This is a genomic window from Lascolabacillus massiliensis (assembly GCF_001282625.1).
GTDB lineage: Bacteria > Bacteroidota > Bacteroidia > Bacteroidales > Dysgonomonadaceae > Proteiniphilum > Proteiniphilum massiliensis.
This window is the reverse complement of the sequence record NZ_CTEJ01000002.1, coordinates 1343271-1358167: the sequence shown is the minus strand read 5'-3', so window position 1 is coordinate 1358167 and position 14897 is coordinate 1343271. Positions and strand designations below refer to the sequence as shown.

The 14897-nt window shown below is 35.9% G+C and carries 14 protein-coding genes; 13 read left to right on the top strand and 1 reads right to left on the bottom strand.

Features of this window, described 5'->3' with window-relative positions; genetic code table 11:
* The first annotated feature begins 7 nt into the window (after nucleotides 1–7).
* The 5 genes from BN1354_RS10495 (at nucleotide 8) to BN1354_RS10475 (ending at nucleotide 5935) form a co-directional block, all read left to right on the top strand.
* Nucleotides 8–406, top strand: coding sequence for a MerR family transcriptional regulator (locus BN1354_RS10495; RefSeq protein ID WP_053827072.1), 399 nt, complete (start codon nucleotides 8–10; stop codon nucleotides 404–406).
* Complete coding sequence (locus BN1354_RS10490) at nucleotides 406–1638, top strand: exo-beta-N-acetylmuramidase NamZ family protein (protein WP_082331579.1); 1233 nt, start codon at nucleotides 406–408, stop codon at nucleotides 1636–1638. Before BN1354_RS10495 ends, BN1354_RS10490 begins: the two co-directional genes overlap by 1 nt.
* A 362-nt stretch (nucleotides 1639–2000) precedes the next feature.
* Entirely contained in the window at nucleotides 2001–4628 is a 2628-nt protein-coding gene (locus BN1354_RS10485) for a valine--tRNA ligase (protein ID WP_045090544.1), read from the top strand.
* 52 nt (nucleotides 4629–4680) lie between these two features.
* Entirely contained in the window at nucleotides 4681–5541 is an 861-nt protein-coding gene (locus tag BN1354_RS10480) for a fructosamine kinase family protein (RefSeq protein WP_045090545.1), read from the top strand.
* Nucleotides 5542–5641: 100 nt separating this feature from the next.
* Nucleotides 5642–5935, top strand: coding sequence for a Bor family protein (locus BN1354_RS10475; RefSeq protein ID WP_045090546.1), 294 nt, complete (start codon nucleotides 5642–5644; stop codon nucleotides 5933–5935).
* Between the two features lie 81 nt (nucleotides 5936–6016).
* On the opposite strand, the gene BN1354_RS10470 is transcribed toward BN1354_RS10475, so the two are convergent.
* Nucleotides 6017–6595: a helix-hairpin-helix domain-containing protein gene (locus tag BN1354_RS10470; protein ID WP_197272053.1), complete on the bottom strand. Its 579-nt coding sequence runs from the start codon at nucleotides 6593–6595 to the stop codon at nucleotides 6017–6019.
* Nucleotides 6596–6881: 286 nt separating this feature from the next.
* On the opposite strand from BN1354_RS10470, the gene BN1354_RS10465 reads away from it, so the two are divergent.
* The 8 genes from BN1354_RS10465 to deoC all read left to right on the top strand — a co-directional run bounded on the left by BN1354_RS10465 (nucleotide 6882) and on the right by deoC (nucleotide 14892).
* A complete protein-coding gene (locus tag BN1354_RS10465; protein ID WP_053827071.1) occupies nucleotides 6882–8114 on the top strand; it encodes a nucleoside recognition domain-containing protein in 1233 nt (410 codons plus the stop codon).
* 12 nt (nucleotides 8115–8126) lie between these two features.
* Nucleotides 8127–8552 carry an rRNA maturation RNase YbeY gene (ybeY, locus tag BN1354_RS10460; RefSeq protein WP_053827070.1) on the top strand — a complete coding sequence of 142 codons (426 nt, stop codon included), beginning with the start codon at nucleotides 8127–8129 and terminating at the stop codon, nucleotides 8550–8552.
* Between the two features lie 264 nt (nucleotides 8553–8816).
* Nucleotides 8817–10691: a tRNA uridine-5-carboxymethylaminomethyl(34) synthesis enzyme MnmG gene (mnmG, locus tag BN1354_RS10455; RefSeq protein WP_053827069.1), complete on the top strand. Its 1875-nt coding sequence runs from the start codon at nucleotides 8817–8819 to the stop codon at nucleotides 10689–10691.
* Between the two features lie 53 nt (nucleotides 10692–10744).
* Nucleotides 10745–11269, top strand: a complete 525-nt coding sequence (locus BN1354_RS10450; protein WP_045090551.1) for an adenine phosphoribosyltransferase — start codon at nucleotides 10745–10747, stop codon at nucleotides 11267–11269.
* Nucleotides 11270–11303: 34 nt separating this feature from the next.
* Nucleotides 11304–13106: an excinuclease ABC subunit UvrC gene (gene uvrC, locus BN1354_RS10445; RefSeq protein WP_053827068.1), complete on the top strand. Its 1803-nt coding sequence runs from the start codon at nucleotides 11304–11306 to the stop codon at nucleotides 13104–13106.
* Nucleotides 13107–13559 (top strand): D-aminoacyl-tRNA deacylase, encoded by a 453-nt coding sequence (gene dtd / locus BN1354_RS10440; RefSeq protein WP_053827067.1) that lies wholly within the window; start codon nucleotides 13107–13109, stop codon nucleotides 13557–13559.
* Between the two features lie 72 nt (nucleotides 13560–13631).
* Nucleotides 13632–13961: a nucleotide pyrophosphohydrolase gene (locus BN1354_RS10435; protein ID WP_045090554.1), complete on the top strand. Its 330-nt coding sequence runs from the start codon at nucleotides 13632–13634 to the stop codon at nucleotides 13959–13961.
* Between the two features lie 55 nt (nucleotides 13962–14016).
* On the top strand, nucleotides 14017–14892 hold the full coding sequence (gene deoC / locus BN1354_RS10430; RefSeq protein ID WP_053827066.1) for a deoxyribose-phosphate aldolase: 876 nt from the start codon (nucleotides 14017–14019) through the stop codon (nucleotides 14890–14892).
* The last annotated feature ends 5 nt before the right edge of the window (nucleotides 14893–14897 follow it).

The following is a 14897-nucleotide window of genomic DNA, read 5'->3' as shown; positions in this document are numbered from 1 at the left end:
ATAAACCATGGGCAAAAGAAAAAAACCTATACAATTTAACGATAAGCGATTATATTACTCTATTCAGGAGGTGGCCGACCATTTCGCGGTGAATGTATCTTTGCTCCGTTTTTGGGAAAAGGAGTTTGACAATATCAGACCAAAAAAAACTGCTGGTGGTACCAGGCAATTTACCCGTGAGGATATTCAGCAGGTGGAAATTGTTTATCATCTGGTTAAAGAGAAGGGGATGACACTTGAGGGTGCGCGACAGTCGCTTAAAACCAAGAAAGATGATGAGACCAAAAGGGTTGAGGCTCTTGCCAGGTTAAATGATATCAAAAAGGAGCTGCTGGAACTTGAAGAGGAGTTTGATAAATTGCATGAAATACAGAAATACAATAAAACCATAAAAACGGAAGAATAATGTATAATCAAAACTTTCAACGTTTCCTGTTTTCATTTGTTCTTATCTCTTCACTTATTTGTTGTTCTCATAATAAGGCTCAAAACAAGATAGAGATAGAAGCACAAAGCATTTCAAAGAGTAATCCTGAAAATATTATCATGGGTGCAGAACGTACCGATCTCTATTTCCCTTTATTAAAGGAGAAACGAGTAGCTGTTATGAGCAATCAAACCGGTATGGTTGGCAAAGAACACCTTGTTGATATGCTAATCAGAGAGGATCACAATGTAGTTGGCATCTTCTCTCCTGAGCATGGTTTTCGTGGTACTGCAGATGCAGGAGAACATGTAGCAAGCTCTATTGATGAGAAAACAGGTATTCCTATTTGGTCACTCTACGGAAGTGGAGGAGGAAAACCCTCTGCAGATAATATGCAAAAATTTGATGTACTGCTTTTTGATCTGCAGGATGTGGGATTAAGGTTTTATACATACTATGCAAGTATGGCACGTCTGATGGATGCATGCTCAGAGCATGGCAAGAAGATGATTATATTGGACAGGCCCAATCCAAATGGAATGTATGTTGACGGACCGATACTTGATATGAAGCATAAATCGGGTGTTGGCTGGCTTCCTATTCCAGTTGTACATGGTATGACCCTTGGAGAATTAGCAGTTATGATTAATGGAAAAAAGTGGCTGCCTGATGGCCGTCAGTGCGACTTAACCGTTATCCCTATGGACAATTATTCACATTCCACACTATATGAGCTGCCTATCTCTCCTTCTCCAAACCTGCCTAATATACACTCAATTTATCTCTACCCCTCAACCTGCCTTTTTGAAGGTACGGTTATGAGTCTGGGCCGCGGCACCTCTTTCCCATTCGAGGTTTACGGACACCCGGATTACAAAGGTTCCGATTTCACTTTCACACCTCGCAGTGTACCCGGTGCAAAGAATCCTCCTCTGCTCGACAAGTTGTGCTACGGTGTTGACCTACGCAATATTCCTAATGAGGAGATCATTGAAAAAGGGTTCGATCTAACCTACGTTATTGACGCATACAACAATCTGGACATTGGTGATAAGTTCTTCACCTCATTCTTCGAAAAACTTGTTGGGGTTGATTATATACGCCAGGATATTAAGGCAGGAAAAACAGCCGATGAGATTAAAGCTAAGTGGAGCGAAGATGTAGAGATGTTTAAAATTCAGCGAAAACCCTATCTGCTGTATGAAGAATAGATATTTCTGAGTTTTACTCATTTATAGTTTTTAAGGTGCTTCTATCAAGGTATAGCAAGTACCTTTTTTTTATTTATATCAATGGTGAAAAGGTTGCACCTCGTCCAAAGATCACTTATAGATCGCTTATACATAGCTTATCTGTATATAAGGTATGTATAAGTAATCTCTGGACTATATTCATATCTGATATTATGAGAACATCTACAAAAACTATATTTAAAGCTGATACAAATAAATAACCTTATGATATAAACATCATTTTTTGTATTTTTGCACTTTGTTGTAAATATTGGAATAATAATCTGTTTCAGTTTGAGAAACAGATTATTAATTTAATTCAAACTTATTGATTTTTTCAGATGGAAATTGCAAGCAAATACAATCCTGCGGAGGTTGAGAACAAGTGGTATAAATACTGGATGGATAATAACCTCTTTCATTCAGAACCAGATGAGCGTGAACCATATACAGTTGTTATCCCTCCACCAAATGTGACCGGTGTCCTGCACATGGGTCATATGCTCAACAATACTATCCAGGATGTTTTGGTCAGACGTGCACGCATGCAGGGAAAAAATGCCTGCTGGGTACCTGGTACTGATCATGCTTCGATTGCTACTGAGGCTAAGGTTGTTAATAAGCTGGCTGCTGAAGGAATCAAGAAAAATGACCTGACCAGAGATGAGTTTTTAGAACATGCATGGAACTGGACTCGTGAACATGGTGGTATTATTCTTCAACAGCTGAAAAAGCTAGGGGCATCGTGCGACTGGGACAGAACTGCTTTCACTATGGATGATATAAGATCTGAAAGTGTTCTGAAAGTTTTCTGTGATCTATATGAAAAGGGTCTGATCTATCGTGGTGTAAGGATGGTAAACTGGGATCCAAAAGCTTTAACCGCACTGTCAGATGAGGAGGTTATACATAAGGAGGTTAATGGTAAGCTCTATTATCTGAGATATATGATAGAGGGTGATCCTGAAGGCAGATATGCGGTTGTTGCCACTACCCGTCCCGAAACAATAATGGGTGATACTGCTATGTGTATCCACCCTGATGATCCAAAGAATGCACACCTGAAAGGAAAAAAGGTGATTGTTCCGCTGGTGAACAGAGCTATCCCTGTAATTGAAGATGAGTATGTTGATATAGAGTTTGGTACAGGCTGCCTTAAAGTTACTCCTGCACATGATGTGAACGACTATTTACTGGGAGAGAAATATAATCTCCCATCAATTGACATATTTAATCCTGATGGTACACTAAATGAAAATGGTGACCGCTATGCAGGAATGGACAGATTTGATGTTCGTAAACAGATTGAGAAGGATCTTGAAGAAGCCGGATTAATTGAAAAAACAGAACCTTATACTAATAAGGTAGGATTTTCTGAGCGTACAGACGAGGTTATTGAGCCAAAGCTCTCAATGCAGTGGTTTCTTAAAATGGAAGATCTTGCAAAACCGGCTGCAAAGGCTGTAGAAAATGATACAATACGTTTCTTCCCTGAAAAATATAAAAATACATACCGTCACTGGATGGAGAATATCAAGGACTGGTGTATTAGTCGCCAGTTATGGTGGGGACACCAGATTCCAGCATATTTCCTTCCCAAAGGAGGTTATGTTGTTGCACTGACAAAGGAAGAGGCTTTTGAAAAGGCAAAACAACAGGTGGATTATGAGTTAACTATAGATGATCTGAAGCAGGATGAGGATGTACTCGATACATGGTTCTCATCATGGTTGTGGCCGATATCTGTTTTTAATGGTATTAACGAACCTGATAATAAAGATATAAATTACTATTATCCTACCAATGATCTTGTTACTGCACCGGAGATTATTTTCTTCTGGGTGGCTCGTATGATTATTTCAGGATATGAATACCGTAAAGAGCCTTGTTTCCGTAATGTTTACTTTACCGGTATTGTACGTGACAAGCTGGGCAGGAAGATGTCGAAATCTCTTGGTAACTCACCTGATCCAATAGAATTGATGGATAAATATGGTGCTGACGGAGTGAGAATGGGGATGTTACTAACTTCGCCTGCGGGTAACGACCTGCCATTTGATGAGTCGATGTGTGAACAGGGTCGCAACTTCAACAACAAGATATGGAATGCTTTCCGCCTGGTGAAAGGATGGGATGTTGATGAAAATATTCCTCAGCCTGAGTCATCCAAGATAGCAGTCGAGTGGTTTAAAAGCAAGCTTTCTGATACAATAGCTGAGGTGGAAGACTTGTTCTCAAAATATCGCCTTTCTGAGGCACTTATGCTTCTCTATAAGCTTTTCTGGGATGAGTTTTCTTCATGGTATCTTGAGATAGTGAAGCCTGCTTATCAGAAACCAATAGATAAACTGAGCTATGATGCAACACTAAGCTTTTTTGATGATCTGCTGCGTTTATTACATCCATTTATGCCATTTATCACCGAAGAGCTGTGGCAGGCACTCTACACAAGGGAAGAGGGTGTTAGCCTGATGATTTCACTTCAGCCAAAAGGAGAAGATGTTAATAAAGAGCTTCTGTCGGATTTTGAGGATGTTAAAAATATCATTTCTGGTATACGTACAATCCGACTTGAAAAGAATATACCAAATAAAGAGGCTCTGGAACTGGAGATTACAGGTAAACACAAAGAGTTGTTTAATAGCATTATTGCAAAAATGTGTAACCTGACTTCAATTAAACAGGTCTCTGAAAAACAGACTGGTTCAGCAGGATTTCTTGTTGGTACAACAGAATACACTGTTCCTCTTACAGATAATATTGACACAGAAGCTGAATTGAAAAAGCTTGAGGCTGAACTTACATACACTGAGGGTTTCTTGAAATCTGTTCAGAAGAAACTTAGCAATGAGAAGTTTGTTCAAAACGCTAAACCGGAAATAGTTGAGAATGAGCGCAAAAAGATGGCTGATGCTGAAAGCAAGATTGCATTAATTAAAGAGAATATTGCAGCGATTACAAGGAATTAATAATCATGTTAGGGTAAGAGTTATACCTAAACTGAATTTTAATAATTATACCATGATAAAGGATATTCTGAGTTACATATCTGATACTATATCAGAGAAAATCAACTCAACCAGACCGGTAACCGGAGGGTCAATCTCTTCGGCTTACCTGCTGGAGACCCCTGAAAGGAACTACTTTCTTAAATTAAATAAAGCGCCTGATGCGCTTGAGATGTTCCACGCGGAACAAAAAGGACTTGATGTAATAGAAAAGACAGCTACAATCTCTGTTCCTCATGTTCATCTGGTGGATTCAGTTAATGATAAAGCAATAATTCTGATGGATTATGTTGAAAACAGACGCCCTGTGTCTTCAGATTATGAAAGGCTTGGAAGGGAATTGGCTGCACTTCATTCACTGAAGCAAGATGACTTTGGTCTAGACTCAGATAACTATATAGGAAGTCTGCCACAGAGCAACAAAATTCATACAGACTGGATAGATTTTTACTGGGAAGAGAGGATCTCTCCACAACTAAAAACGGCATCAAGAGCTGGCTTACTGTCAGAAAAAGAGATACCGAATAAAGATAAAAGTATTGATGTATTCAACCGCTACCTTTATGATGTGACTCCTTCTATTATTCATGGAGACCTATGGGGAGGCAATTATCTTATCTCGACGGATGGTACTCCATTTCTTATAGACCCGGCAGTATACAGAGGACACTCAATGGTGGATATAGCTATGAGCAAACTTTTTGGCAGTTTTGGAGCTGAGTTCTATGGTGCTTATCATGAAATAATACCTATAACAGAATTTTATTATGAACAGATAGATCTGTATCAGTTATATTTCCTTCTTGTACATTTAAACCTGTTTGGTCGTGGATATTACACTTCTGTTTCTGATATCCTTAAAAGATATTTTTAGAATATTTTGTTGAATTTAAATTATATTGTACATTTACACTGTTAATTTTAACATGATATCATGTTTAAAATTCTATGTGTAATCTTTTAATTTCAATTAAATGAAGAAAAGATTAATTCAATTAGCTGCTGTAATTTTTACAGTAATGCTTATGACTTCATGTTATTCCTACACTACTGTTGTTGGAGAAGGAGCGCAGGGTAATCAGCAAATTACTAAATGGAATCATTATCTGATTGGTGGGTTGGCACCAATTGAAGTATCTGATCCTGCCGTTTTAGCAGGTGGAGCAAAAAATTATACTGTTAAAACTGAGATGTCATTCGTTAATGGATTGGTTTCTATTTTAACCAGTGGAATTTATTCTCCTACAACCACTACAATATATAAATAGCCAGTTTATATATTTAGTTGGATTAGATTTGAAGACCGATATTTTGTCGGTCTTTATTTATATAAATCAAATTTGAAATTTCTACAAAAACTGAAGATAGGGTCTGAGTCGATCAATATCATCATCAGTAAACTCATCAAGCAATGAGAGTTCCTCTATGCTGCTTATCCTGCCCTTTTTGTCTCTGAGGTTAAAAATAGTCTGAACCTGATTGTAGTTCAGGTAAGGATGTCTTAATAAATCGCGGAACTCCATTTCATTTACATTTAGTTTTATATAATTACTATCTGTTTTAATGAATGGTTCTATTCTTGAATATAGCTCTTTATCGATGCCATACACTTCCATAAGTTGATCTTTACAAAAAAAGCCACCCAAAAGATTTTTATACTTAACAATTCGCGAAGCGTATGTGCTTCCAATACCGGGAATCTTTTTCCATTGGGTTGTATCATTCTCATTTAAGTTGATAGTTTCACCCTCTTTTAATTTAATTATTCGAGGAAAATGTGCAGGACTTCTACTCTTTGATGCAATCGATATTTCATTTTTATATTGTAATGCTTCTGACCTGATTTCAGATGTATCAGTAACTGGATTTCTTTTCGATTTGAATGACTTTCCATAATTATTTATGACCACAGCTTCTCTCGATCTCATAAACTCATTAATTATTGAGTCATTCTGACTTGCATCTAATCCAGATGATTTTTTAATACTAATAAATGAATTTAGAATAATTGAAAGCGGGATCAGTATCAGCAATAAAATAATTGCTGAACGGCTCCCTTTATTGTAATAAAAAAAGTCTTTCCAATACATTTTATTGTGTTGATCCTTAAAGTTAATAAATTAAATCGGCTCCTTGTTCATATTTCCATTAAATTGTATCTTTGATTGATTTTATATAGAGCGTCAGTTTAATAATCGACGAAACAACCCAGCCATGGTCCTGAATTATATTTGGATTGCTTTTTTTCTTATAGCTTTTATAATTGCAGTTATAAAACTTGTTTTTTATGGTGATGTTCAAGTGTTTACAGACATCATGAACTCAACGTATGAAACTGCCCGGACAGGTTTCGAGATCTCTCTCGGGCTAACAGGTGTACTTTCTCTATGGCTTGGTATAATGAAAATTGGAGAGAGAGGAGGTATGATTGAGCTATTCTCCAGAGCTGTTGCTCCACTATTCTCCAGGCTATTTCCCGATATACCGAAAAATCATCCTGCTTATGGATCAATGCTGATGAATTTATCTGCAAATATGCTGGGACTGGACAATGCTGCTACTCCTTTTGGATTAAAAGCAATGCAGGAACTGCAAGAGATCAATCTAAAGAAGGATCGGGCATCGAATCCTATGATAATGTTCCTGGTGCTTAATGCATCGGGACTAACATTAATACCGGTAACCATAATGGTTTACCGTGCACAGATGGGTGCTGCTAATCCTGCAGATGTATTCATTCCGATAATGATTGCTACATTTTTTGCAACTCTGGTTGGTTTAATTGCTGTATGCCTTAGGCAACGTATAAATATTTTCTGTAAAGAGATTCTGGGGTTTATTTTGGGTATGGGAGGAATAATTGCAGGAACGGTAATTGTTTTTAAATCCATGCCTCAGGAACAGGTAAATATAGTATCCAGCCTTATTGCCAATATAATACTGCTTACTATAATAGTTCTATTTATTATTAAAGCAATGCACCGTAAGATTAATGTTTTTGAGTCATTTATTGATGGTGCAAAAGAGGGATTTAAAACGGCTGTATCAATAATACCTTACCTAATAGCTATATTGGTAGGCATTGGTGTATTTCGTGCTTCTGGTGCTATGGAATTTCTAATGGAGGGTATGAGAAATTTGGTTGGACTTACTGGAGTTGACGCCAGATGGGTTGATGGTCTTCCAACAGCCATAATGAAGCCTTTGAGTGGAAGTGGGGCAAGGGGTATGATGATTGATGCCATGAAGACTTTTGGAGCTGATTCATTTACTGGGAGGTTGTCCAGTATTCTTCAGGGAGCCACTGATACTACATTCTATATTGTAGCAGTATATTATGGAGCTGTTAATATTAAGAACAGTCGCTATACAGTTCAATATGCACTATTGGCTGATTTGGCTGGTGTGATTGCAGCAATTTTTGTAGCATATCTATTTTTCAGTTAATAATCAAGAGTTATGGCCATATCTTTTCAGACAGAAAACGTAAAATCACCCGAAATAAAGAAGAGAAAAACATCGGAGTGGATAAAAAAAATAGCTGGCATTTACAGCAAAACTATCGGAGAAATTACATACATCTTTTGTGACGATGATAAAATTCTTGAGGTAAACAGACAATATCTCAATCATGATTATTACACAGATATAATTACTTTCGATTATAGTGAGGGCGATAAAATTTCCGGAGATATTTTTATTAGTCTGGATACTGTAAAGTCGAATTCACAAATGTATACTACTGATTATCAAGAGGAACTGTTCCGTGTTATAATACATGGTGTTTTGCATCTATGTGGACTTTCCGACAGTTCAAAAGATGAGAAAAAGAAAATGAGAGATGCTGAAAATAGTGCACTGAATATACTGAAAACGATTGATTAATAATTTACAAAAGGATATATCAATCCTCTCTCGATTACATTTGTAAACTATAATATGATTTATATCAATATTTTACATATATGATATATATATACCGATTATAATTTTATGATCTCTGTTAACGAAAAATTCAATACTTATATAATCACTAAACTACTGAGTTAAAGTACTTTCAACTGTTCTTATTTGTAATTAACATCCAACATAAACGTAACGTTTTCTTTTTTAGTATCTTTGGGTCTTTAATTGAACACAAAGTGCAAAATGAATTTTAATTATGACATAATAGTAGTCGGTGCAGGACATGCCGGTTGCGAAGCAGCTACAGCAGCAGCTAACTTGGGTTCGAAAACATTGCTTTTAACAATGGATATGAACAAGATAGCCCAAATGAGTTGCAACCCAGCCGTAGGAGGTATTGCAAAAGGGCAGATTGTACGCGAAATTGATGCTTTGGGTGGACAGATGGGAATTGTTAGCGATAAAACTGCTATACAGTTTCGCATGTTAAACCGCTCAAAAGGACCTGCTATGTGGAGTCCACGTGTTCAAAGTGACAGGGTTAAATTTATTGAGACTTGGAGAGAAATTATAGAAAATACACCAAATCTTGCTATGTGGCAGGATATGGTTACAGAACTAATATTTGAAGGTCACAGAGTAACTGGAGTTAAAACACGGATGGGTGTTGAGTTCAATGCCAACGCAGTGGTATTAACAAATGGTACATTCCTTAATGGATTAATTCATGTGGGGAAAGTTCAAATTGGCGGGGGCAGAATTGGTGAACAGGCATCATATGGCATGTCGGAACAGTTGCGTGATTTCGGTTTCAAAACAGACCGGATGAAGACAGGTACACCAGTTAGAATTGACGCCAGATCTGTTGATTTTTCTCTTTTGGAAGAACAAAAGGGAGATGATGATTTTCATAAATTCTCATACCTGCCAGATGTCCAAAGAACATTGGAACAGCGCAGCTGCTGGATTACATACACCAGTGAGGAGGTTCATGAAGCGCTAAGAGAAGGACTTGATGAATCACCACTATATAATGGTCAGATTAAAAGTATCGGACCGCGATATTGCCCAAGTATAGAAACCAAAATAGTTACATTCTCAGATAAAACAAGTCACCAACTATTTTTAGAACCAGAAGGAGTAAATACACATGAGTTCTACCTGAATGGTTTTTCTTCGTCCCTACCCCTGCAAACTCAACTAAAAGCTTTGCAGCTTGTTCCTGCATTCAGAAACGTTCATATTTTCCGTCCCGGTTACGCGATAGAATATGATTTTTTTGATCCTACACAGCTAGAAGCAACATTAGAAACTAAGATGGTGAAAAACCTATTCTTTGCCGGTCAAATTAATGGGACAACAGGTTATGAAGAAGCAGCAGGACAAGGTTTAATAGCCGGTATAAACGCACATATAAACTGTCATGGCGGATCTCCTTTCACATTAAGAAGAGATGAAGCATATATTGGTGTATTGATAGACGACCTTATCACGAAAGGTGTGGATGAACCATACAGAATGTTTACATCTCGTGCTGAATACCGAATATTACTTCGACAAGACAACGCTGATGAAAGACTTACCGAAAAAGGGTACGAACTAGGTTTGGCTAAGACTGAAAGATTAAACTTTTATCATCAGAAAGTTGAGAATGTAAGAAAGATTAAAGAGTTTACTGAAAATTTCTCTGTAAAAGCTGATAGAATTAATCCGTATCTGGAAAGTATAGGTACAGCTCCACTTAAGCAGGGGGTAAAACTTGTTGACTTACTATCGAGGCCACATATCGATCTTCAGATAATGGCAAAAGAGATTGGTCCGCTAAGAGATCTTCTTGATACTATAACTGATAGAAAAGAAGAGGTGATAGAGTCTGCAGACATCAAGATTAAATATAGTGGCTATATTAAAAGAGAGCAGATTATAGCTGACAAAATTACCCGGCTGGAAGATATCTCTATAAAAGACAGGTTTAACTATAACGAAATTCAATCTTTATCAACAGAGGCAAGACATAAATTAACACGTATAAATCCTGAAACTATTGCCCAGGCAGGGCGTATTCCGGGGGTTTCACCCAATGACATATCTGTACTTCTGGTTCTGCTTGGCAGATAAATCATATGGGTGTTCCACGTGGAACAACACAAAGCTATTAATTAATTAAAAAAATGAGCATAGAAACATTAACGAAATCTGTTAGAAATATTCCTGATTTCCCTATACCGGGAATACAATTTAAAGACATCACTACCCTATTTCAATCTGCGAGTCATTTAAAAGAGTTATCAGAAATACTCTACGACTTGTATAAAGAAAAAGGTATTACTAAAGTTGTAGGTATTGAATCAAGAGGCTTTTTCATGGGTCCTGCAACTGCAATAAAGCTTAATGCAGGATTTGTACCAATTCGTAAACCGGGAAAATTACCATATAATGTAATTGAAGAAACTTACACTAAAGAATACGGTGAAGATACTATTCAAATTCATGAAGATGCGTTGAATGAAGATGATGTTGTATTACTTCATGACGACCTTCTTGCAACTGGTGGCACTATGGTTGCGGCATACAATCTGGTAAAGAAACTAGGAGTAAAAAAAATATATATAAACTTTTTAATTGAACTTGAAGAGCTGGAGGGAAGACTGCATTTCCCGACAGACGTTGAAATAAATTCAATTATTAAATTCTAATCTCTGTTTGATTTTGTGTTTTCATTGTTAAGAAATGAACGATGATATAAAAAATACACTTGCTGTTATTCCAAATCAGCCGGGTTGTTATCAATTTTTTGATGAGAAAGGGACCGTTATATATGTTGGAAAAGCTAAAGATTTAAAGAAAAGAGTCTCTTCATATTTTAACAAATACCATGACCATCCGAAAACGCGAATACTGGTTAGGAATATCCGTAAGATCAAATATATTGTTGTTAATACAGAAGAGGATACATTTCTTCTGGAAAACAACCTTATAAAAGAGCTTAAACCACGCTATAATGTAATGTTGAAGGATGATAAAACCTATCCTTCAATAGTAATCAAAAACGAATTCTTTCCCCGTGTATATAAAACTCGTAATATCGTAAAGGATGGGTCCAAATATTTTGGCCCATATACTTCGGTATTATCTGTTAATGCATTACTGGAAATAGTAAGAAAAGTATATAAAATAAGAACATGCAGACTAAATCTTACACCTGAAAATATAGCAGCAAATAAATTTAAAGTATGTCTGGAATATCATATTAATCGCTGTAAAGGTCCTTGTGAGGGTCTGCAATCTTTGGAGGATTATGATAAGAATATTGAAGAAATAAATGAAATACTAAAAGGAAATGTGTCGATCATAGAAAAACAGGTTGTTAAAAGGATGAATGAACTTTCTGCAGAAATGAGATATGAAGAGGCACATGAACTTAAAGAGAAATTGCAATTAATACAGAACTTCAGAGAAAAATCACAGGTTGTAAGTAATATCAATTACAACCTGGATGTATTCTCTTTTGAAGAGGATGAAAATTCAGCATTTATAAATTATCTTCATGTTGTAAATGGTGGAATAACACAAGCATATACATTTGAATATAAAAAGAAGCTTGATGAAACACCGGAAGAACTATTAGGACTTGGTATAGTTGAAATGAGACAGCGATTTGGGAGTGAAACCAAAGAAATTATTGTACCGTTTATTCCTGATTTGAAATTAACAAATGTTGATTTCGTAGTTCCTCAACGAGGAGATAAAAGGAAACTTCTATTACTTTCTGAGAAAAATGTAAAACAGTATAAGATTGACAAACTCAAAAAAGCTGAGATGTTAAATCCTGATCAGAGGGCTATGAGAATTTTGACTACACTTCAGAAGGATTTACAATTGAAAGATATTCCCTGGCATATAGAATGTTTTGACAACTCAAATATTCAGGGAACAAATCCAGTGTCAGCATGTGTTGTTTTCAAAAAAGCAAAACCTTCAAAAAAAGATTACAGACATTTCAATATTAAAAGCGTTCTAGGACCTAATGATTATGCCTCAATGCGAGAAGTGATCGAAAGACGCTACTCTCGTCTACTTAACGAGGGCGAATCTTTTCCTCAACTCATTGTGGTTGATGGAGGTAAGGGTCAATTAAGCGTTGCTGTAAATTCTCTCCAGAAAATTGGCCTTTATGGAAAAATAGCAGTTATTGGCATTGCTGAACGTTTGGAAGAGATATATTTCCCGGATGACCCTATTCCTCTATATATTGATAAGAATTCTGAATCACTAAAACTTATTCAGCATCTCAGAGATGAAGCACATAGATTTGGTTTAACATTTCATAGAAAAAAAAGAAGTAAAGCACAAATTTCTTCAGAACTTGATACGATTAAAGGTATAGGTACAGAAACTAAGAAAAAACTATTGCTGCATTTTAAAAGTATTAAAAGACTTAAAGAATCTGAAAAAGATGAAATCATTAGGGTCATAGGAAAAAGTAAAGGTGAAATTATTTGGGATTGGTTAAACAATAAAGGAAAAAAATAAATGCGAGTTTTAATTCAAAGGGTTACTAAAGCATCAGTTGAAATAGAAGGAAAATTAAAAAGCGAGATTAATAAAGGACTGTTGATTTTTGTTGGAATTGAAGATGATGATAAAGATGAAGACATTGATTTCTTAGCTAAAAAGAGCGTTAATTTGCGTATATTTGATGACGAAAATGGAGTAATGAATCATTCTGTATTAGATGTTGAAGGAGATATACTTGTTATTTCTCAATTCACACTCCATGCCAGCACTAAAAAAGGTAACCGTCCTTCTTATATAAGAGCTGCAAAACCTGATATATCAATTCCTTTGTATGAAAGATTCTGTGAAGTATTATCGATTTTACTGAATAAACATGTGAAAACTGGAGAATTTGGAGCTGATATGAAAGTAAGATTGGTGAATGACGGACCGGTTACAATATGGATAGATTCTAAAAACAGAGAGTGAGTTTCTAATTGTAAAATTAAGGGCATTCTATTTTAAAGGTATTATTTTTTCAAGTAAAAAATTAGAAATTATATGACAATTATCGAAGCGCAACAGCAAGTAGATGAATGGATCAGTAAGTATGGAGTGCGATATTTTGGAGAACTCACAAATATGGCATTACTTACTGAAGAGGTAGGTGAATTAGCACGAATAATGGCAAGAACTTATGGCGAACAGTCATTTAAATCATCAGATCTGAATAAAGATTTATCCGAGGAAATTGCTGATGTTTTATGGGTGTTAATATGTATTGCTAATCAGACTGGTGTAAATTTGGAAGAGTCATTTATTAGAAGCATTGAAAAGAAAACTAATAGAGATTCTAACAGACATTTGAATAATCAGAAATTGAAGTCTTAAATGCTTAAATATCTTTATAGTTATTAGATAATAAAATAAAAATAAATAGTATTAAATGGAAGCTAATAAATACTTAGATGCTTTAAAAAAACACCCGTTGAAGTTCACGGATGAAGAAGCTAAAAAAAGTGTTGATCAAATTATTAAATCTGGATTTGATAACAACAACAGTTACGAAGTTTATAAAACACTTTATAGCTGTATTGATCACACATCTTTGAACACAACTGATTCGAAGGAATATATCTGGAATTTTACAGAGAAAATAAATACTTTCGAGGGTTCAGACCCGGAAATAGAAAATGTAGCAGCTATCTGTATTTATCCCAATTTTGTAGAGACAGTGAAAGAATCACTTACATCTGATATTAAAATAGCAGCTGTTGCGGGCGGTTTCCCATCTTCGCAAACATTTATAGAAGTAAAAGTAGCCGAAATCTCTTTGGCTCTAGCAGATGGTGCTGATGAAATAGATATAGTTATAAATGCTGGACTTTTTCTGGATAAATCATATCAGGAGTTTTGTGAAGAGATAATGGAGTTAAAAGAGGTATGTAAAGATAAGACTTTGAAAGTTATCCTGGAAACGGGTGCATTGATAAGTGCTGAGAATATAAATAATGCGTCTGTTTTATCAATGTACTCCGGGGCTGATTTCCTTAAGACATCTACAGGAAAAGGATATCCGGGAGCTACCCCTGAGGCGGTTTTTGTAATGTGTCAAGCTATCAAATCATACTATAAAGCAACCTCTAATAAAGTAGGAATAAAAGTGTCGGGTGGAGTATCAACACCTGAAGATGCAGTAAAATATTACACAATAGTTAAAGAAGTACTTGGTGATGATTGGTGTAATAATCAACTATTCAGAATAGGTACAAGTAGTCTAACAGATAAACTTTATAATGAAATTATAAAAAGAAGAAAATAGAGGAA

What these genes read in the sequence shown, in the direction of transcription:
- ybeY (WP_053827070.1), top strand. Translation starts at nt 8,127, where the DNA reads ATGGCCATATCTTTTCAGACAGAAAACGTAAAATCACCCGAAATAAAG.
- BN1354_RS10450 (WP_045090551.1), top strand. Translation starts at nt 10,745, where the DNA reads ATGAGCATAGAAACATTAACGAAATCTGTTAGAAATATTCCTGATTTC.
- BN1354_RS10475 (WP_045090546.1), top strand. Translation starts at nt 5,642, where the DNA reads ATGAAGAAAAGATTAATTCAATTAGCTGCTGTAATTTTTACAGTAATG.
- BN1354_RS10470 (WP_197272053.1), bottom strand. Translation starts at nt 6,595, where the DNA reads ATGAGATCGAGAGAAGCTGTGGTCATAAATAATTATGGAAAGTCATTC.
- BN1354_RS10480 (WP_045090545.1), top strand. Translation starts at nt 4,681, where the DNA reads ATGATAAAGGATATTCTGAGTTACATATCTGATACTATATCAGAGAAA.
- dtd (WP_053827067.1), top strand. Translation starts at nt 13,107, where the DNA reads ATGCGAGTTTTAATTCAAAGGGTTACTAAAGCATCAGTTGAAATAGAA.
- mnmG (WP_053827069.1), top strand. Translation starts at nt 8,817, where the DNA reads ATGAATTTTAATTATGACATAATAGTAGTCGGTGCAGGACATGCCGGT.
- BN1354_RS10490 (WP_082331579.1), top strand. Translation starts at nt 406, where the DNA reads ATGTATAATCAAAACTTTCAACGTTTCCTGTTTTCATTTGTTCTTATC.
- BN1354_RS10435 (WP_045090554.1), top strand. Translation starts at nt 13,632, where the DNA reads ATGACAATTATCGAAGCGCAACAGCAAGTAGATGAATGGATCAGTAAG.
- deoC (WP_053827066.1), top strand. Translation starts at nt 14,017, where the DNA reads ATGGAAGCTAATAAATACTTAGATGCTTTAAAAAAACACCCGTTGAAG.
- BN1354_RS10485 (WP_045090544.1), top strand. Translation starts at nt 2,001, where the DNA reads ATGGAAATTGCAAGCAAATACAATCCTGCGGAGGTTGAGAACAAGTGG.
- BN1354_RS10495 (WP_053827072.1), top strand. Translation starts at nt 8, where the DNA reads ATGGGCAAAAGAAAAAAACCTATACAATTTAACGATAAGCGATTATAT.
- BN1354_RS10465 (WP_053827071.1), top strand. Translation starts at nt 6,882, where the DNA reads ATGGTCCTGAATTATATTTGGATTGCTTTTTTTCTTATAGCTTTTATA.
- uvrC (WP_053827068.1), top strand. Translation starts at nt 11,304, where the DNA reads ATGAACGATGATATAAAAAATACACTTGCTGTTATTCCAAATCAGCCG.